29 protein-coding genes are annotated in these 17,979 nt (G+C 50.2%); 6 read left to right on the forward strand and 23 right to left on the reverse strand.

Annotated features, from left to right (window positions below; translation table 11 throughout):
- The first annotated feature begins 300 nt into the window (after nt 1-300).
- Nucleotides 301-855 (forward strand): gamma carbonic anhydrase family protein, encoded by a 555-nt coding sequence (locus tag OGV74_RS03215; RefSeq protein WP_003031171.1) that lies wholly within the window; start codon nt 301-303, stop codon nt 853-855.
- Here the strand turns inward: OGV74_RS03215 and OGV74_RS03220 are convergent.
- Genes OGV74_RS03220 through dprA form a run of 6 tightly spaced genes read right to left on the reverse strand, consistent with a single transcriptional unit; the run spans nt 831 to nt 4,623 of the window.
- The gene (locus tag OGV74_RS03220) at nt 831-1,088 is read right to left on the reverse strand and encodes a DUF1488 family protein (protein WP_086504620.1); all 258 of its coding nucleotides are present in this window, start codon (nt 1,086-1,088) and stop codon (nt 831-833) included. The genes OGV74_RS03215 and OGV74_RS03220 overlap by 25 nt on opposite strands.
- Complete coding sequence (aroE, locus tag OGV74_RS03225; RefSeq protein WP_032938694.1) at nt 1,085-1,906, reverse strand: shikimate dehydrogenase; 822 nt, start codon at nt 1,904-1,906, stop codon at nt 1,085-1,087. Before aroE ends, OGV74_RS03220 begins: the two co-directional genes overlap by 4 nt.
- A gap of 1 nt (nt 1,907) precedes the next feature.
- Nucleotides 1,908-2,480: an L-threonylcarbamoyladenylate synthase type 1 TsaC gene (gene tsaC, locus OGV74_RS03230; RefSeq protein WP_086504621.1), complete on the reverse strand. Its 573-nt coding sequence runs from the start codon at nt 2,478-2,480 to the stop codon at nt 1,908-1,910.
- A 4-nt stretch (nt 2,481-2,484) separates the two neighbouring features.
- Entirely contained in the window at nt 2,485-3,027 is a 543-nt protein-coding gene (locus OGV74_RS03235; protein WP_086504622.1) for a DNA topoisomerase family protein, read from the reverse strand.
- 26 nt (nt 3,028-3,053) lie between these two features.
- Complete coding sequence (gene smg, locus OGV74_RS03240) at nt 3,054-3,527, reverse strand: DUF494 family protein Smg (protein ID WP_003031162.1); 474 nt, start codon at nt 3,525-3,527, stop codon at nt 3,054-3,056.
- Nucleotides 3,499-4,623 (reverse strand): DNA-protecting protein DprA, encoded by a 1,125-nt coding sequence (gene dprA, locus OGV74_RS03245; protein ID WP_286520320.1) that lies wholly within the window; start codon nt 4,621-4,623, stop codon nt 3,499-3,501. Before dprA ends, smg begins: the two co-directional genes overlap by 29 nt.
- A gap of 132 nt (nt 4,624-4,755) precedes the next feature.
- On the opposite strand from dprA, the gene def reads away from it, so the two are divergent.
- The 5 genes from def to mscL all read left to right on the forward strand — a co-directional run bounded on the left by def (nt 4,756) and on the right by mscL (nt 9,521).
- Nucleotides 4,756-5,265, forward strand: a complete 510-nt coding sequence (gene def / locus OGV74_RS03250) for a peptide deformylase (RefSeq protein ID WP_003031159.1) — start codon at nt 4,756-4,758, stop codon at nt 5,263-5,265.
- A 14-nt stretch (nt 5,266-5,279) separates the two neighbouring features.
- Nucleotides 5,280-6,227 (forward strand): methionyl-tRNA formyltransferase, encoded by a 948-nt coding sequence (gene fmt, locus OGV74_RS03255; RefSeq protein WP_071697082.1) that lies wholly within the window; start codon nt 5,280-5,282, stop codon nt 6,225-6,227.
- Nucleotides 6,228-6,278: 51 nt separating this feature from the next.
- Complete coding sequence (gene rsmB / locus OGV74_RS03260) at nt 6,279-7,568, forward strand: 16S rRNA (cytosine(967)-C(5))-methyltransferase RsmB (protein WP_086504976.1); 1,290 nt, start codon at nt 6,279-6,281, stop codon at nt 7,566-7,568.
- 21 nt (nt 7,569-7,589) lie between these two features.
- Entirely contained in the window at nt 7,590-8,966 is a 1,377-nt protein-coding gene (gene trkA / locus OGV74_RS03265) for a Trk system potassium transporter TrkA (RefSeq protein ID WP_003031153.1), read from the forward strand.
- A gap of 141 nt (nt 8,967-9,107) precedes the next feature.
- Nucleotides 9,108-9,521, forward strand: coding sequence for a large-conductance mechanosensitive channel protein MscL (gene mscL / locus OGV74_RS03270; RefSeq protein ID WP_003031152.1), 414 nt, complete (start codon nt 9,108-9,110; stop codon nt 9,519-9,521).
- Here mscL and arfA read toward each other — a convergent pair.
- The 17 genes from arfA to rpsN form a co-directional block, all read right to left on the reverse strand.
- Nucleotides 9,518-9,736 (reverse strand): alternative ribosome-rescue factor ArfA, encoded by a 219-nt coding sequence (gene arfA / locus OGV74_RS03275; protein ID WP_003828276.1) that lies wholly within the window; start codon nt 9,734-9,736, stop codon nt 9,518-9,520. The two genes, mscL and arfA, sit on opposite strands and share 4 nt — an antisense overlap.
- Nucleotides 9,737-9,793: 57 nt before the next feature.
- Nucleotides 9,794-10,219, reverse strand: a complete 426-nt coding sequence (gene zntR, locus OGV74_RS03280) for a Zn(2+)-responsive transcriptional regulator (RefSeq protein ID WP_003031145.1) — start codon at nt 10,217-10,219, stop codon at nt 9,794-9,796.
- Nucleotides 10,220-10,229: 10 nt separating this feature from the next.
- Nucleotides 10,230-10,598 carry a DnaJ family domain-containing protein gene (locus OGV74_RS03285; protein WP_086504623.1) on the reverse strand — a complete coding sequence of 123 codons (369 nt, stop codon included), beginning with the start codon at nt 10,596-10,598 and terminating at the stop codon, nt 10,230-10,232.
- Nucleotides 10,599-10,705: 107 nt separating this feature from the next.
- Complete coding sequence (gene rplQ / locus OGV74_RS03290) at nt 10,706-11,089, reverse strand: 50S ribosomal protein L17 (RefSeq protein ID WP_001216370.1); 384 nt, start codon at nt 11,087-11,089, stop codon at nt 10,706-10,708.
- 40 nt (nt 11,090-11,129) lie between these two features.
- Nucleotides 11,130-12,119 (reverse strand): DNA-directed RNA polymerase subunit alpha, encoded by a 990-nt coding sequence (locus tag OGV74_RS03295; RefSeq protein ID WP_003031139.1) that lies wholly within the window; start codon nt 12,117-12,119, stop codon nt 11,130-11,132.
- A gap of 25 nt (nt 12,120-12,144) precedes the next feature.
- Entirely contained in the window at nt 12,145-12,765 is a 621-nt protein-coding gene (gene rpsD / locus OGV74_RS03300) for a 30S ribosomal protein S4 (RefSeq protein WP_003031138.1), read from the reverse strand.
- Between the two features lie 33 nt (nt 12,766-12,798).
- A complete protein-coding gene (gene rpsK, locus OGV74_RS03305; protein ID WP_003031137.1) occupies nt 12,799-13,188 on the reverse strand; it encodes a 30S ribosomal protein S11 in 390 nt (129 codons plus the stop codon).
- 16 nt (nt 13,189-13,204) lie between these two features.
- Nucleotides 13,205-13,561 carry a 30S ribosomal protein S13 gene (gene rpsM / locus OGV74_RS03310; RefSeq protein ID WP_003031135.1) on the reverse strand — a complete coding sequence of 119 codons (357 nt, stop codon included), beginning with the start codon at nt 13,559-13,561 and terminating at the stop codon, nt 13,205-13,207.
- A gap of 146 nt (nt 13,562-13,707) precedes the next feature.
- Nucleotides 13,708-13,824: a 50S ribosomal protein L36 gene (gene rpmJ, locus OGV74_RS03315; RefSeq protein ID WP_000868187.1), complete on the reverse strand. Its 117-nt coding sequence runs from the start codon at nt 13,822-13,824 to the stop codon at nt 13,708-13,710.
- 30 nt (nt 13,825-13,854) lie between these two features.
- Nucleotides 13,855-15,186 carry a preprotein translocase subunit SecY gene (gene secY / locus OGV74_RS03320; protein WP_001118864.1) on the reverse strand — a complete coding sequence of 444 codons (1,332 nt, stop codon included), beginning with the start codon at nt 15,184-15,186 and terminating at the stop codon, nt 13,855-13,857.
- Between the two features lie 7 nt (nt 15,187-15,193).
- Nucleotides 15,194-15,628 (reverse strand): 50S ribosomal protein L15, encoded by a 435-nt coding sequence (rplO, locus tag OGV74_RS03325; RefSeq protein WP_003031132.1) that lies wholly within the window; start codon nt 15,626-15,628, stop codon nt 15,194-15,196.
- A 3-nt stretch (nt 15,629-15,631) separates the two neighbouring features.
- Nucleotides 15,632-15,811 (reverse strand): 50S ribosomal protein L30, encoded by a 180-nt coding sequence (gene rpmD / locus OGV74_RS03330; RefSeq protein WP_001140434.1) that lies wholly within the window; start codon nt 15,809-15,811, stop codon nt 15,632-15,634.
- Nucleotides 15,812-15,814: 3 nt separating this feature from the next.
- Nucleotides 15,815-16,318 (reverse strand): 30S ribosomal protein S5, encoded by a 504-nt coding sequence (gene rpsE, locus OGV74_RS03335; protein WP_003031131.1) that lies wholly within the window; start codon nt 16,316-16,318, stop codon nt 15,815-15,817.
- 14 nt (nt 16,319-16,332) lie between these two features.
- The gene (gene rplR, locus OGV74_RS03340; protein WP_000358960.1) at nt 16,333-16,686 is read right to left on the reverse strand and encodes a 50S ribosomal protein L18; all 354 of its coding nucleotides are present in this window, start codon (nt 16,684-16,686) and stop codon (nt 16,333-16,335) included.
- Nucleotides 16,687-16,695: 9 nt separating this feature from the next.
- On the reverse strand, nt 16,696-17,229 hold the full coding sequence (gene rplF, locus OGV74_RS03345) for a 50S ribosomal protein L6 (protein ID WP_003031129.1): 534 nt from the start codon (nt 17,227-17,229) through the stop codon (nt 16,696-16,698).
- Nucleotides 17,230-17,241: 12 nt separating this feature from the next.
- Complete coding sequence (gene rpsH / locus OGV74_RS03350; RefSeq protein ID WP_003031127.1) at nt 17,242-17,634, reverse strand: 30S ribosomal protein S8; 393 nt, start codon at nt 17,632-17,634, stop codon at nt 17,242-17,244.
- Between the two features lie 30 nt (nt 17,635-17,664).
- Nucleotides 17,665-17,970: a 30S ribosomal protein S14 gene (rpsN, locus tag OGV74_RS03355; RefSeq protein WP_003031125.1), complete on the reverse strand. Its 306-nt coding sequence runs from the start codon at nt 17,968-17,970 to the stop codon at nt 17,665-17,667.
- Nucleotides 17,971-17,979 lie beyond the last annotated feature (9 nt).

Genomic DNA, 17,979 nt, shown 5'->3' on the forward strand with positions numbered 1-17,979 from the left:
AGGTGGCGTATATTACGCTTTCCTCTTTCAGAGTCAACCCTCATTTTCAGGTTTTTCTCTTCAACCGAACCGGCTGTTTGCGTGAAGTGATTCACATCCGCCGTGTCGATGGAGGCGCATTATAGGGATCCCATTTTTTAGCACAAGTATTTTTTGGATCTTTTTTTCTGAATGCTTGTTTTTCACTCCTTTCGCTACATTCCTGCGCAATTTGACTGATTTTTGATAGCTAAACCACTTGCACAGTCTCAATAATCCAACCAAAGTCTTCATTACTGCTCTATTTTCGTTGAGGTAAACATGTCTGATGTACTGCGTCCTTATAAGGATCTTTTCCCACAGATCGGAAATCGCGTGATGATCGACACCAGTAGTGTCGTCATTGGTGATGCTCGTTTAGCTGATGATGTCGGAATTTGGCCACTGGTTGCCATTCGTGGCGACGTTAACTATGTACAAATTGGTGCCCGTACAAACATCCAGGACGGCAGCGTTCTCCATGTCACGCATAAATCCACGTCTAATCCGCAGGGTAATCCACTGATCGTGGGTGAGGACGTTACGGTTGGTCATAAAGTCATGCTACACGGCTGTATCATTGGCAACCGTGTATTAGTCGGCATGGGATCGATTCTGCTGGATGGCGTAGTCGTAGAAGACGACGTTATGATTGGGGCTGGTAGCCTGGTTCCACAAAACAAGCGCCTGGAAAGCGGATATCTGTACCTGGGAAGCCCGGTTAAGCAAATCCGTCCATTAAGCGATGAAGAGAAAGCAGGCTTACAATATTCAGCTAACAACTATGTTAAGTGGAAAGACGAGTATTTAAGTCAGAGTAACCACACCCAACCTTGAGCATCTTCCTGCTGGGCCTGGATCAATGCTTCAGCTTCTTCTTCCAGATCCCAGCGATGCTGTTGAAATATTTCCAACCACTGCTCAGGCGTGTCGCCGCCAAAGCGGGACGCCATAATCTCTCCAGATATGGCACATGTTAACTGCATACCATGAACCATCACTGGAAACACAACGGCGTTAACATCCGTGCACCATTCTTCCCGATCGGGAAACTGGATCGCCTGATTCATGCCGACAATTCCTGTTGCATGCTTTTTATGACAGGCTCCACCTGTGGCAAAACGCCATGCCAAAGTAAAACTGCATGCGCAGCCTGCCCCACCAGCATCCCCAGGCCATCGGCATAATGTTTCGCCCCATGCGAAACACACCAGGAAAGAAACGGTGTGTTCCCTTTCTGATAAAACATGTCATAACAATAGACCGAAGGGTGGATAAGAGATGCTGGAATAGCTGGTATCTCACCGCTCATTCCGCTGGATGTGGCATTGATGATCAAATCAAAACTGCAATTATCAAGATCGTCCATTCCCACCGCCTGCACGCTGCCGGTGTGGGAGAAGATTTGTGCCAGTTCTTCAGCGCGCGAAGCGGTACGGTTAACAATAGTCACCGCACAATCCATAGAAAGAAGAGGTAATAAAACTCCACGGGATGCACCACCCGCACCAATCAGCAGAACTCGCGATCCGGGATGAATGAAAGATAAACGCTCAAGATCGCTTAATAAGCCGATACCATCCGTGTTGTCTCCCAGTAAACGCCCATCCTCCAGCCGTTTAAGGGTGTTGACCGCTCCAGCAAGCGATGCCCGCTCCGTTAGTTCATCAGCACGTGCAAACGCCTCTTCTTTAAAAGGCACAGTGACATTTGCCCCTTTCCCGCCCTCAGCAAAAAAAGCGTTCAGCGTATTCACAAAATCATTGATGGGCGCCAGTACACGCCCATAGGAATGATCAATCTTCAACTGCTCTGCAAATTGCTGATGAATAAAGGGCGATTTACTGTGCGCTATCGGATTACCAAAAACAGCATAGGCTTCTTTCATATTACCCCTGTCGAAACTGTTCACCCGTCAGAGCATCACGGATCTCTGAAGGATTCAAACGGCCCCCGGTCTCCCCCTCAACCACAGGAAAGTCTGTACCAAACTGCGCACGGACTTCCTCAACCGTTCTGCAAGGCGGTAAGCCACTCAGATTAGCACTGGTAGAGACTAATGGTTTGCCATAAGCCTGGCACAATGCAACCACCAGCGGATGATCGGTGACACGCACGGCCAGCGAGTCAAAACGACCGGTCAACCAACGAGGCGTAGTCGCGGGCGCCGGGAAAACGAAAGTAACAGGCCCAGGCCAGCGGGCGAACACAGCCTCACGTTGGGTCTCGGTGAGCATGCTATCGTCGATATAGGGTTTTAGCTGGTCAAAGCTTGCCGCAATCAAAATTAAACCTTTATCGACTGGGCGTTGTTTTAACTCTAACAGACGGGTAACAGCCGTTTCGCTGTCGGGATCGCAACCGACACCGAAAACAGCTTCAGTTGGATAGGCGATGACTTTTTCTTGTTTCAGAACCGCTATCGCCGCAGCGATAGCGTCTGTGGGCAGGTTATTATTCACTTTTTTATTCCACCGAAATCGGCTTTCCACATTGTTTACTGGCACAGAAATGCTTCACACCCTGTGCGGTTTTCTTTTCGATGAGAAGCGGATAATGACACTCAGGACATTCTCCGGATAACGGTTTGAAGTTAATGACAAACTGGCACTCCGGATAGCGATCGCAGGAGTAGAAGGTTTTGCCATAACGGGAACGCCGCTGGACAAGATGACCAGTCTGGCATTGAGGACAGACTATTGCTGTTTCATCAGGCTTGTCGATGAGCTCGGTGTGCTCGCACGCAGGATAGTCACTGCATCCAATGAACATACCGAATCGTCCCTGTCTCAGCACCAGCTCAGCGCCACATGCAGGACAAAGCTTACCCTCCAGAACTTTGACAATATGTCCGTCCGCGGAAGATTTCAGCGGACGGATGTAATCGCATTCTGGATAGTGTGAACAACCGAGAAACGGACCGTGTTTCCCGGAACGAATAACCAATTCAGCCCCGCATTGTGGGCAGGGCTCATTTTTACGCACCGTGAACAGTGCTGATTTAGCCATAACAACTCATACTGAATGAAGATTGATTAATGCAGCATACCTTCATTCACTTCAAAGAGTAATTCTTCCATTTGCTGATAGGCATTTTCACAACCTGGAATGTTGAATAGCACCATCAGGATTACCCACTTCAGGTCTTCCAGATCGAACTCTGCCGTATCCAGCGCGAGTACACGCTCAATGACCATTTCTCGCGTTTCGAGGTTTAGCACCTGAATCTGCTCCAGGAATAGCAGGAATCCTCTACAGCTTGCATCCAGCCGATCGCACTCTTCCGCAGTATAAATACGTATAGAAAGAGGGTCAGATGCCAGTTGCATAGGTTCAGCAAGGCCATCCTGATAGTCAGCAAGCTTTTCCAGCCAAAGTAACGCGTTGTAAATGTCTTCACGATCAAAACCAGCGTCGGTAAGATCCCGTTCCAGTTTGTCCTGATCCACACGCAGCTCAGCTTCGTTATGGATATATGTCTCAAACAAATACATTAGTACGTCGAACATGGCATGCCCTCCTCAATCGGACATAGCCGCCGGGTACAGCTGCGATCCACCCTGCTAACTCCAGTTCGAGCAGTTGAGCCACTACCTCTGGCACAGGTTGGCCGGCACGTTCAGCGACGACGTCAACAGGTGTTACCTCATCTCCTACGTTAGCCAGGAGCTCCGGAAATGGCAATGCCACCTCTTCGTGATCTGGCGAATAAATTGATTTTTCAGGTTCATCTGGCAACCATTGCAGCCCATATTGCAAATTTTCAAGAATTTCCTCTGGTGTCGTCACAAGCATGGCTCCCTGCTGAATTAGCCAATGCGGGCCTTCACTTCCCGGGCTCCCAATCGGCCCTGGCAAAGCAAACACCTCCCGCCCTTGTTCCAGTGTACAGCGAGCAGTAACCAGTGACCCGCTACGCTGTGCAGCTTCGACGACCAGTACACCTTTACTTAGACCACTGATAATGCGATTTCGTCGGGGAAAATTGCGTGGCAAAGGGAGCGTATCTAATGGGAACTCAGACACCAGTGCACCACCTGCCTCAATCAGTCGCTGAGCAAGACGGATATGCTGTCGTGGGTGAATGGTCTCAAGTCCATTTCCCAGCACTGCAATACTTGTGCCTTGTCGGTTTATCGCAGCACTGTGTGCCACACCATCAATTCCCCGGGCCAGACCGCTGGTGATCGTCACACCACATGCAGCAAGCTTTTCACAAAACAATCGACCCCAGCGTTCGCCATACCAGGAGTGCTGTCTGCTGCCGACAACGGCCACCTGGAATGAGCGAAGACATGCGGGATTTCCTGCGACAAAAAGCACCCCAGGATAATCCTCAATCGCACGGAGCTGTGGCGGGTAATGCTCACTGTCTGCAACCACAAAATGGTGGTTAGGCTGTTCAAGCCAGCGCAGCGTTTTTTCCAGCGTCAGATCCGAAAAGGTTAAAAAGCGCCTTGCCTGGCGTGGAGAGAATCCTGCCTGCAGGAGTACCGCGTTGCTAATCGACGGTTGAGTATTGAGCCAGTGGGCAATGCGCACCATCTCATCACCATACAGTTCATTCACTTGCGCTAAACGTAGCCAAATTTCGATTTGGGTCATCCTTGTCCCCCCCCTGCCACAAGCAGTCCTGGCAATCTTTGCGATTGGTCACTGATGCTGTCAATCAGAGGGGGTTTTGTCTAGAATAGAGGTAATAATCTTTTCAACTCCTGAACACAACTCTGGATAACTATGTCAGTTTTGCAAGTGTTACATATTCCGGACGAGCGCCTTCGCAAAGTCGCAAAACCGGTCGAAGAAGTGAATGCAGAAATTCAGCGCATCGTTGATGATATGTTCGAAACGATGTATGCCGAAGAAGGTATCGGTCTGGCAGCAACACAGGTCGATATTCATCAGCGCATCATCGTTATTGATGTCTCTGAAAACCGCGACGAGCAGTTGGTTCTCATTAACCCAGAGCTGCTGGAAAAAGACGGCGAAACCGGTATTGAAGAAGGCTGCCTGTCGATTCCTGAACAGCGTGCGTTAGTACCACGCGCAGAGAAAGTAAAAATTCGTGCGCTCGATCGCAACGGCAAATCTTTTGAACTGGAAGCCGATGGCCTGCTGGCTATCTGCATTCAACATGAAATGGATCACCTGGTCGGTAAACTGTTTATCGATTATCTGTCTCCGTTGAAGCAACAACGCATTCGTCAGAAAGTTGAAAAACTCGACCGCCTGAACGCCCGAGCTTAAGGACAAGAATCAACGTGTCAGACTCACTACGTATTATTTTTGCGGGTACACCTGACTTTGCAGCGCGTCATCTCGACGCGCTGTTGTCTTCTGGACACAACGTCGTTGGCGTGTTTACCCAACCGGACCGCCCGGCGGGACGCGGTAAAAAGCTGATGCCCAGCCCGGTCAAAGTGCTGGCGGAAGAAAAAGGGATACCGGTTTTCCAACCTGTCTCTCTTCGCCCTCAGGAAAACCAGCAGCTGGTTGCTGATTTACGCGCAGACGTGATGGTGGTGGTGGCATATGGCCTGATTCTGCCAAAAACCGTACTGGAAATGCCGCGTCTGGGTTGTATCAACGTTCACGGCTCCCTGCTTCCACGCTGGCGTGGTGCAGCACCGATCCAGCGCTCACTGTGGGCAGGTGACACCGAAACAGGTGTAACCATCATGCAGATGGATGTTGGCCTCGACACCGGAGATATGCTGCTTAAGCTGTCTTGCCCGATTACGGCGGAAGATACCAGCGGTTCGTTATACGATAAGCTGGCAGATTTGGGACCGCAGGGGCTGATTGAAACGCTAAAACAGCTGGCTGCCGGCACAATAAACCCGGTGGTACAAGATGAATCACTGGTTACGCATGCAGAAAAACTCAGCAAAGAAGAGGCCCGTATCGACTGGTCGCTTTCGGCTGCTCAATTGGAACGCTGCATCCGCGCCTTTAACCCATGGCCAATGAGCTGGCTTGAAATCGACGGTCAACCAGTGAAAGTCTGGCAAGCTTCGGTTATTGCGGAAAACACCCAGGCTGCGCCAGGCACCATTCTGGAGGCAACAAAGCAGGGTATTCAGGTCGCAACGGGCGACGGCATCCTGAATCTCGTCTCTTTGCAGCCTGCCGGTAAAAAAGCCATGAGCGCGCAAGATCTGCTTAATTCACGCCGGGAATGGTTTGTACCCGGTAACCGTCTGGTCTGACGGTTCTTCTCTTTAAGCCCGGTGTTTCCGGGCATTTTTATTTTTGCGCTTATGAAAAAACATCTTAATTTACGCAGTATGGCGGCCCAGGCCGTCGAACAGGTTGTCGAAAAAGGACAGTCATTAAGCAACGTGCTGCCCGCTATGCAGCAAAAAGTTGCTGATAAAGACAAAGCGCTGTTGCAGGAACTTTGCTTCGGCGTATTGCGCACTCTCTCCCAACTGGAGTGGATGATCCAGCAGTTGATGGAACGTCCAATGACGGGCAAACAGCGCACCGTACACTACCTGATCATGGTGGGCTTCTACCAACTTCTGCATACTCGTATTCCAGCACACGCCGCGCTGGCTGAGACAGTAGAAGGCGCGGTTGTCATAAAGCGTCCGCAACTGAAAGGGCTGATCAACGGCGTGTTGCGCCAGTTTCAACGCCGTCAGGATGAACTGCTGGCCGAGTTTGCGCAAAGCGATTTGCGCTTCTTACACCCCTCCTGGCTGGTGAAACGTATTAAAAGTGCATATCCGCAGCAGTGGGAAGCTATTCTTGAAGCCAATAACCAGCGACCGCCGATGTGGCTACGCGTCAATCGTAATCACCATACGCGCGACGCCTGGCTGGACCTGCTTAGCGAAGCAGGATTAACCGGCTTCCCACATCCGGATTATCCGGATGCAGTGCGTCTGGAAACGCCGGCTCCTGTACACGCCCTCCCAGGCTTTGATGAAGGCTGGGTAACCGTCCAGGATGCTTCAGCTCAAGGATGTGTAACTTATCTGTTGCCGGAGAACGGTGAACAGATCCTCGACCTGTGCTGCGCGCCGGGCGGTAAAACGACGCACATTCTGGAAGTTGCTCCGCAAGCTAACGTAATGGCCGTCGATGTGGATGAAAAACGCTTATCGCGCGTTTACGACAATCTGAAACGTCTGGGCATGAAGGCAACCGTAAAACAGGGTGATGGTCGATATCCACAACAATGGTGTGGCGAAAAACAGTTTGACCGTATTTTGCTGGATGCTCCGTGTTCTGCCACCGGGGTTATTCGTCGCCATCCAGACATCAAATGGCTGCGTCGCGACCGGGATATTGCCGAACTTGCGCAGCTGCAGGCCGAGATCCTGAATGCAACCTGGTTACATCTTAAACCTGGCGGCACGCTGGTTTATGCAACGTGCTCTATCCTGCCAGAAGAAAACCAGCAGCAAATTACCGCCTTCCTGGCACGCACGCCGGATGCGGTATTAAGCGAAACCGGTACGCCGGAAAAACCCGGACGTCAGAATTTACCGGGTGTGGAAGATGGCGATGGCTTCTTTTACGCTAAGCTAATCAAAAAGTGATGAGATAACGGGTCGCGACTGATGAAAATTATCATTCTGGGCGCAGGGCAAGTTGGCGGTACGCTGGCTGAAAACCTGGTCGGAGAGAACAACGATATCACGGTAGTCGATACCAATGGTGAACGTCTGCGCAGCCTGCAGGACAAGTTTGATCTCCGCGTCGTGCAAGGGCACGGTTCACATCCACGCGTACTGCGTGAAGCTGGGGCCGACGATGCCGATATGCTGGTTGCCGTAACCAGCTCAGATGAAACAAATATGGTTGCCTGCCAGGTAGCTTATTCACTGTTTAATACGCCTAATCGCATCGCCCGTATTCGTTCACCGGATTATGTTCGTGATGCGGACAAGCTATTCCAATCCGATGCGGTACCTATCGATCACCTGATTGCGCCGGAGCAACTGGTTATCGATAGCATTTATCGACTGATTGAATATCCGGGTGCATTGCAGGTGGTGAATTTTGCCGAAGGTAAAGTCAGTCTGGCAGTAGTAAAAGCCTATTACGGCGGGCCGCTTATCGGTAATGCGCTGTCAACAATGCGTGAACATATGCCGCACATCGATACCCGTGTTGCGGCGATTTTCCGTCATGATCGACCAATCCGTCCACAAGGTTCTACGATCGTTGAAGCGGGTGATGAAGTCTTCTTTATTGCGGCATCACAGCATATTCGCGCCGTAATGAGTGAACTGCAACGTCTGGAAAAACCGTACAAACGCATTATGTTAGTAGGCGGCGGTAATATCGGAGCGGGTCTTGCACGTCGTCTGGAAAAAGATTACAGCGTCAAACTGATCGAACGTAATCAACAGCGAGCATCCGAACTTGCAGAGAAACTGCAAAATACGATCGTCTTTTTTGGTGATGCTTCGGATCAAGAGTTACTGGCCGAAGAACATATCGATCAAGTTGATCTGTTCATCGCAGTGACCAACGATGATGAAGCGAATATCATGTCGGCGATGCTTGCCAAACGGATGGGTGCCAAGAAAGTGATGGTGTTAATCCAACGCAGAGCATACGTCGATCTGGTGCAAGGTAGCGTGATCGATATTGCTATTTCACCGCAGCAGGCGACCATCTCCGCGTTGCTCAGTCACGTACGTAAAGCTGACATTGTCGGCGTTTCTTCACTACGCCGTGGCGTCGCGGAAGCCATTGAAGCCGTCGCACACGGGGATGAAACAACATCTCGGGTGGTGGGACGTTCAATTGATGAAATTAAACTTCCCCCTGGAACCATTATTGGCGCCGTTGTGCGTGGTAACGATGTGATGATTGCCAACGATAACCTGCGCATTGAGCAGGGCGATCACGTAATTATGTTCCTGACAGATAAAAAGTTTATTACCGACGTCGAGAGACTATTCCAGCCAAGTCCTTTCTTCCTGTAATAATTTGGGCGCTAATACAGCGCCCTTTTTATTTCCCTTTATATTTCATGGTCTAATAAATTTTCCTTTCGGCAATACATAAATGGAAATTGCCTAAACATTTGTTAAACTTATAAACGTCAGCTGCATAGGGAGAATAAAATGAGCATTATTAAAGAGTTTCGCGAATTCGCGATGCGCGGGAATGTTGTCGATTTGGCAGTGGGTGTCATTATTGGTGCGGCATTCGGTAAGATTGTTTCATCACTGGTTGCCGATATCATCATGCCGCCACTGGGGTTGTTAATTGGTGGAATTGATTTTAAACAGTTTGCTTTAACGCTACGTGATGCACAGGGAGACATCCCTGCCGTGGTCATGCATTACGGTGTATTTATTCAGAATGTCTTCGATTTCATTATTGTTGCGTTTGCTATCTTTATGGCAATCAAACTGATCAACAAACTGAACCGTAAAAAAGCGGAGGAGCCGGCAGCACCGCCAGCCCCATCAAAAGAAGAAGTATTACTGAGCGAAATTCGTGACCTGCTGAAAGAACAGAATAACCGCTCTTAAGCACTCACGGAAACAAGAAGGCCAGTGGTAAAAAAGTTAATTACTTTCTTGCCACTGGCCTCCCAGTTACCCCGATTGCCATGTTTACCTTTACGTAGATAACTTCCTTTCCCTTTCTTATTTTTCTCAACGCGCTGTCTGAACAGTGGGTCATGCAGAAGCGCCTCAATGGCGTTGTCCTTTATCTGCCCTTTGGTGTGCTGATAACGACTCATAATATCTCCAGTTTGAGGTAATTTAAGCCGGGAGTGTAGACCCGGCAGTTCAAGAAATCAACAGCCTGATGTTGTTCCACTGGCGCCTTGCTCTAGAGCTTCAAGAATAGAGCAGTACACGCTGCTGTGTGCCTTGCCGCAGCATGCATCATTCAATCGCTGCAGAGACCGCTGCATCGTCTGAAGTTCGGCAATACGTGCTTCGACTTCTTGCAGTCTTTCCTGGACGATCCCTTTTGATTCCTGACAGGTATGGTGTTCGGGATCAACACGGATCGAAAGCAATTCGCGGATCGACTCCAGAGTGAAACCAAGCTGGCGGGCATAACGAATAAACTTCAGGCGCTGAAGATCGCTTTCTGTATAGAGGCGAAATCCGCCTTCAGTACGCACTTCATGCTCCATCATTTGCTGCTTTTCATAATAGCGGATAGTATCTGGCGTCACGTCAGCCAGTTTCGCTATTTCACCAATTCGGTACATGCTCTCTCCGCTATTCATCGTTGATCTTTTTTAGCAGCTTATCTGCGTACTCACCGCGCAAAAACTCGGTGCTGAGTCCAGCCTGCCGAAGTTTAAGTTCCAGCAGCGACAGTCTTCGGCTCACCTCCGGATAGCTTGGATCATCTTTGCGGATCCCCGCGAGTATTTCAAGCAGCTGTATTGCTTCTCTGCGTTGCTCGAGCTCAGGAGGAAGGCAACCTGCATTTTTTAATAAACGGTATCCGGCTCGGAGTTCAGGAGGGACATGGGTGTCATCGTCAAGAGTCAGCGGTTCGCCCGTTCCCGGTAAATCATCAAACTCACCTTTAGATTGTGCATCAATAATATGGCGCTCTGCCCACTGGTCCAGTAACCACATACAACACTCCAGGGGATGAACAAAAAGAGTACAGATATTGTAGATAAGTGGGGATATGACGGATATAAAAAAACCCGCCGAGGCGGGTTTTTTTACGTTACTACAGATTACTCTGCAGCAGCTTCTGTTTTCTCTGAACGATCAACCAGCTCGATGTATGCCATCGGCGCGTTGTCGCCTGCACGGAAACCACACTTCAGAATGCGAGTGTAACCACCGGCGCGGCTCGCGAAACGCGGGCCCAGTTCGTTAAACAGTTTTGCCACGATCTCGTTATCACGAGTACGGGCGAATGCCAGACGACGATTAGCTACGCTATCAGTCTTGGCAAGAGTAATCAGCGGCTCAACTACGCGACGCAGCTCTTTCGCTTTCGGCAGAGTCGTCTTGATGATTTCATGACGAACCAGTGAACCTGCCATATTGCGGAACATAGCCTGGCGATGGCTGCTGTTGCGGTTCAGTTGACGACCACTCTTACGATGGCGCATGACCTTATCCTTCTCAGTAAAACCTTAACCTGTGATCCGGTTACTCGTCAGCGATGCTTGCCGGTGGCCAGTTTTCCAGGCGCATGCCCAGAGACAGTCCACGGGAAGCCAGCACGTCTTTAATCTCGGTAAGAGATTTTTTACCAAGGTTAGGCGTCTTAAGAAGCTCAACCTCAGTACGCTGTACCAGATCACCGATATAGTGGATAGCTTCTGCTTTGAGGCAGTTAGCAGAGCGGACAGTCAATTCCAGATCGTCAACAGGGCGCAGCAGGATCGGATCGAATTCTGGTTTCTCTTCTTTAACTTCCGGCTGACGTACATCACGTAAATCAACGAAAGCTTCCAGTTGTTCAGCCAGAATGGTAGCCGCACGACGAATCGCCTCTTCAGGATCGATTGTGCCGTTGGTTTCCATTTCGATGACCAGCTTGTCCAGGTCGGTACGCTGTTCTACACGCGCTGCTTCAACATTGTAGGCAATACGCTCTACAGGGCTGTAGCATGCGTCGACCAGCAGACGGCCGATTGGGCGCTCATCTTCTTCCGAATGAATTCGGGTAGAAGCCGGCACATAACCACGACCGCGCTGAACTTTGATACGCATGCTAATAGATGCATTCTCATCGGTCAGGTGGCAGATCACGTGCTGTGGCTTGACGATTTCGACATCACCATCATGGGTAATGTCGGCTGCAGTCACAGGGCCAATGCCAGATTTATTCAAGGTAAGAATAACATCATCTTTACCCTGAACTCTCACCGCCAGCCCTTTCAGGTTGAGCAGGATTTCCAGGATATCTTCCTGAACGCCTTCTTTGGTGCTGTACTCATGTAGTACACCATCAATCTCAACCTCGGTCACCGCGCAACCCGGCATCGATGAGAGCAGAATACGGCGCAGTGCGTTACCCAAAGTATGGCCAAAGCCACGCTCTAAAGGCTCAAGGGTCACCTTGGCGTGCGTCGAACTCACTTGCTCGATATCTACCAGGCGCGGTTTTAGAAACTCTGTCACAGAACCCTGCATTGTGTCCTCTCTTTGGTACTAAGCTTTACTTGGAGTAAAGCTCGACGATCAGGTGTTCGTTAATGTCCGCAGACAGATCAGAACGCTCCGGCTTACGCTTGAACGTACCTTCCATCTTGCCAGCATCAACTTCCAGCCAGGTTGGCTTTTCACGCTGCTCAGCCAGCTCCAGAGCGGCTTTCACGCGAGACTGCTTCTTCGCTTTCTCACGAATGCTAACAACGTCATTCGGACTAACCTGATAAGAAGCGATGTTAACAACACGACCGTTTACCATAATTGCTTTATGGCTGACCAGCTGACGTGCTTCTGCACGAGTGGCACCGAAGCCCATACGGTATACAACGTTGTCCAGACGACCTTCCAGCAGACCCAACAGGTTTTCACCGGTGTTGCCTTTCAGACGTGCTGCTTCTTTGTAGTAGTTACGGAACTGACGCTCCAGCACACCGTAGATACGGCGAACTTTTTGCTTTTCACGCAACTGCACACCATAGTCAGACAGACGCGGTTTACGCGCACCGTGCTGGCCAGGAGCTTGTTCAATTTTACACTTGGTATCGATCGCGCGAACGCCAGACTTAAGGAATAAGTCAGTGCCCTCACGACGGCTCAGCTTGAGCTTAGGACCCAAATATCTTGCCATTTTCTTTCTCCAACAATCCTAGAAACGACAGCGTTATACGCGACGTTTTTTCGGCGGACGACAACCGTTATGAGGGATCGGAGTCACATCAGTAATATTAGTGATGCGGAAACCAGCGGCGTTCAGAGCACGAACAGTAGATTCGCGACCTGGACCCGGTCCTTTGACCATAACTTCCAGATTCTTGATACCGTATTCTTTTACGGCTTCAGCGCAACGCTCTGCTGCAACCTGAGCTGCAAACGGAGTGGATTTGCGAGAACCACGGAAACCGGAACCACCGGCTGTTGCCCAACCCAGTGCGTTACCCTGACGATCAGTAATGGTAACGATGGTGTTGTTAAAAGAAGCATGGATATGAGCCACGCCGTCAGAGACTTGTTTTCTTACACGTTTACGTGCACGAATTGGTGCCTTTGCCATTATTCAATCACCCCGATTATTTCTTGATCGGTTTGCGCGGACCCTTACGGGTACGTGCGTTGGTCTTGGTACGCTGACCGCGAACCGGGAGACCACGACGATGACGCAAACCGCGATAGCAACCAAGGTCCATAAGGCGCTTGATGCTCATGCTAACTTCACGGCGCAGATCACCTTCAACGACAAATTTGGCAACTTCGTCACGCAGCGTGTCGATTTGTTCTTCAGACAGCTCACTGATCTTAACATCTTCAGCGATACCCGCGGCAGCCAGAATGGCTTTAGAACGGGTCTTGCCGACGCCGTAGATCGAAGTTAATGCGATCACAGCATGTTTCTGATCAGGAATGTTAATGCCTGCTATACGGGCCACTATGCACTCCTACTATTTAATATGTACGCACCATGCTGAAAAGCCCGTTTTCAGGATACTCAAATGGAAACGCACAGACATACAAAAGATTGGCTGGCTAATCTAGCCAGCTCAACCCAACTTTGCAAGAAAAATATGCGAATAAATCAGCCTTGGCGCTGTTTATGCTTCGGCTCGGCACTGCAAATCACACGGATGACACCATCACGCTTAACGATTTTGCAGTTACGGCATAATTTCTTGACGGAAGCACGAACTTTCATTTTTACTCTCCGTAACTTCTCGGGCGACTGTTAACGGCCGTAGCCTTTCAGATTCGCCTTCTTCAATGCAGACTCGTACTGACTTGACATCATCAGAGTTTGCACTTGAGCCATAAAGTCCATAATCACGACAACAACGATAAGCAGTGAGGTCCCACCGAAGTAGAACGGTACTTTCATTGCATCACGCATGAACTCCGGGATCAGGCAGATAAAGGTAATGTAGAGCGCACCAACCAAAGTCAGGCGGGTCATTACTTTATCGATATACTTCGCCGTTTGCTCTCCCGGACGAATTCCTGGTACAAATGCACCGGACTTCTTCAGGTTATCTGCTGTTTCACGCGGGTTGAAAACCAACGCCGTGTAGAAGAAACAGAAGAATATGATTGCAGACGCATAGAGTAACACATAAAGCGGTTGCCCAGGCTGCAAATACAGCGAAATTGTTGTCAGCCAGTTCCAACCAGTCCCGCCCCCGAACCATGACGCGATGGTCGCCGGGAACAGAATAATACTGGAAGCGAAGATTGCCGGGATTACCCCCGCCATATTCACTTTCAGCGGTAAATGTGTGCTCTGTGCAGCATAGACACGACGACCTTGCTGACGTTTCGCGTAGTTTACCACAATGCGGCGTTGACCACGCTCAACAAATACAACAAAGAACGTCACTGCGAATACTAATACTGCAACCAACAGCAACACGAGGAAGTGCAGGTCGCCTTGACGCGCTTGCTCGATAGTATGGGCAATGGCTGGCGGGAGTCCCGCTACAATACCGGCGAAGATAATGATTGAGATACCGTTGCCGATACCACGTTCAGTAATCTGTTCACCCAACCACATCAGGAACATCGTCCCTGTAACCAGACTTACAACAGCGGTGAAATAGAATGCAAAGCCTGGGTTCATCACCAGGCCCTGCATACCAGGCATATTCGGCAGACCGGTAGCAATACCGATCGACTGGAATATTGCCAGCACCAGAGTACCGTAGCGGGTGTACTGGCTGATCTTACGACGACCAGACTCCCCTTCTTTCTTAATTTCTGCCAGCGTTGGATGAACCACCGTCAGCAGCTGGATAATGATCGACGCCGAAATATACGGCATGATCCCCAGAGCAAAGATAGAAGCACGGCTGAGAGCACCACCAGAGAACATGTTAAACATTTCAATGATGGTGCCTCGCTGTTGCTCAAGCAGTTTGGCAAGTACAGCGGCATCAATACCAGGGATCGGAATGAAAGAGCCAATACGGAACACAATCAGCGCGCCGATTACAAACAGCAGTCTGCGTTTCAGCTCGCCTAAGCCACCTTTGGCACTTTGAAAATCTAATCCCGGTTGTTTAGCCATCTGCTACTTATTCCTCGATTTTACCGCCAGCAGCTTCGATAGCAGCACGAGCGCCTTTAGTAACACGCAGGCCACGAACAGTTACCGGAGTAGTGACTTCACCAGCCAGGATCACTTTCGCGAACTCGATCTGGATACCGATAATGTTAGCTGCTTTCAGCGTGTTCAGGTCTACAACACCGCCTTCAACTTTAGCCAGGTCAGACAGACGAACTTCGGCTGTAATCGCTGCTTTACGTGAAGTGAAGCCGAATTTCGGCAGACGACGGTACAGAGGCATCTGACCACCCTCGAAACCGCGACGTACGCCACCGCCAGAACGAGACTTCTGACCTTTGTGACCACGACCACCGGTTTTACCGAGGCCAGAACCGATACCACGACCCAGGCGGCGAGCCGCTTTTTTAGAGCCTTCGGCCGGAGACAGAGTATTTAAACGCATCTCTTACTCCTCAACTTTAACCATGAAGGAAACCGCGTTGACCATACCACGAACAGCAGGAGTATCCTCGCGCTCTACGGTGTGACCAATACGACGCAGACCCAGGCCAAGCAGCGTTGCCTTGTGTTTCGGCAGACGACCGATTGCACTGCGGGTTTGAGTAATTTTAATAGTCTTTGCCATGGTTTATTTCCCCAGAATTTCTTCAACGGATTTACCACGCTTGGCAGCGACCATTTCCGGAGATTTCATATTTTCCAGGCCATCGATAGTTGCACGAACCACGTTAATCGGGTTAGTAGAACCATACGCTTTAGCCAGAACGTTACGAACTCCAGCGACTTCCAGAACGGCGCGCATTGCACCACCGGCGATGATACCGGTACCTTCGGAAGCCGGCTGCATGAATACACGAGAACCCGTGTGAGTACCCTTAACCGGGTGCTGCAGGGTGCCGTGGTTCAGCGCGACGTTAATCATATTGCGACGGGCTTTTTCCATCGCTTTCTGGATCGCTGCTGGAACTTCACGCGCTTTACCGTAACCAAAACCAACGCGACCGTTACCATCACCAACTACAGTCAGAGCTGTGAAGGAGAAAATACGACCACCTTTAACGGTTTTAGATACGCGGTTAACCGCGATCAGCTTTTCCTGCAGTTCGCCAGCTTGTTTTTCGATGTGAGCCATCTTACACCTCTACCTTAGAACTGAAGGCCAGCTTCACGGGCAGCATCTGCCAGTGCCTGGACACGACCATGATATTGGAACCCGGAACGGTCAAAAGAAACATCTTTGATGCCTTTTTCCAGAGCGCGTTCAGCAACAGCTTTACCTACAGCTGCAGCAGCGTCTTTGTTACCGGTGTACTTCAATTGTTCAGCGATAGCTTTTTCTACAGTAGAAGCAGCTACCAGAACTTCAGAACCGTTCGGTGCAATTACCTGTGCGTAAATATGACGCGGGGTACGATGTACCACCAGGCGAGTTGCACCCAGCTCCTGGAGCTTGCGGCGTGCGCGGGTCGCACGACGGATACGAGCAGATTTCTTATCCATAGTGTTACCTTACTTCTTCTTAGCCTCTTTGGTACGCACGACTTCGTCGGCGTAACGAACACCCTTGCCTTTATAAGGCTCAGGACGACGGTAGGCGCGCAGATCTGCTGCAACCTGACCGATCAGCTGTTTATCAGCGCCTTTCAGCACGATTTCAGTCTGAGACGGACATTCTGCAGTGATTCCCGCAGGCAGCTGATGGTCAACTGGGTGAGAGAAACCTAAAGCCAGGTTTACTACATTCCCTTTAACCGCTGCACGATAACCTACACCAACCAGCTGAAGCTTCTTAGTGAAGCCTTCGGTAACACCGACAACCATTGCATTCAGCAGGGCACGCGCGGTACCAGCCTGAGCCCATCCATCTGCGTAACCATCACGCGGACCGAAGGTCAGTGCATTATCTGCATGATTTACTGCAACAGCATCGTTGAGAGTACGAGTCAGCTCGCCGTTTTTACCTTTGATCGTAATAACCTGACCGTTGATTTTTACATCAACGCCGGCAGGAATAACGACCGGTGCTTTAGCAACACGAGACATTTTTTCCTCCGATTAGGCTACGTAGCAGATAATTTCGCCACCAAGACCAGCCTGGCGCGCTGCACGATCAGTCATAACACCTTTAGAGGTAGAAACAACTGCGATACCCATGCCAGCCATAACTTTCGGCAGCTCGTCTTTACGCTTATAAATGCGCAGACCTGGGCGACTGACACGCTGAATGCTTTCTACAACAGCTTTACCCTGGAAATACTTGAGAGTAAGTTCCAGTTCCGGCTTGGTGTCGCCTTCAACTTTAAAATCTTCAATAAAACCTTCTTCCTTCAGCACGTTGGCAATTGCCACTTTCAGCTTGGAGGAAGGCATGGTGACCGCAGCTTTATTCGCGGCCTGACCGTTACGGATACGGGTCAGCATATCCGCGATCGGATCTTGCATGCTCATCTGTCTTTACTCCCGTGATTCAATTGGTAATTACCAGCTAGCCTTTTTCAAGCCTGGTACTTCACCGCGCATGGCGGCTTCACGCAGTTTGATACGGCTCAACCCGAACTTGCCCACATAGCCATGCGGACGACCTGTTTGACGGCAGCGGTTACGCTGACGGGACGGGCTGGAATCACGCGGCAGAGACTGCAGCTTGAGAACTGCGTTCCAACGATCTTCGTCGGTCGCGTTCACATCAGAGATAATAGCTTTCAGTTCAGCGCGTTTTGCGAAGTACTTATCAGCTAAAGCTACGCGCTTTACTTCGCGTGCTTTCATTGATTGCTTAGCCATTCAGTAACC

The sequence above is a fragment of the Citrobacter sp. Cf116 genome (assembly GCF_030336505.1).
Taxonomy (GTDB): domain Bacteria; phylum Pseudomonadota; class Gammaproteobacteria; order Enterobacterales; family Enterobacteriaceae; genus Citrobacter; species Citrobacter freundii.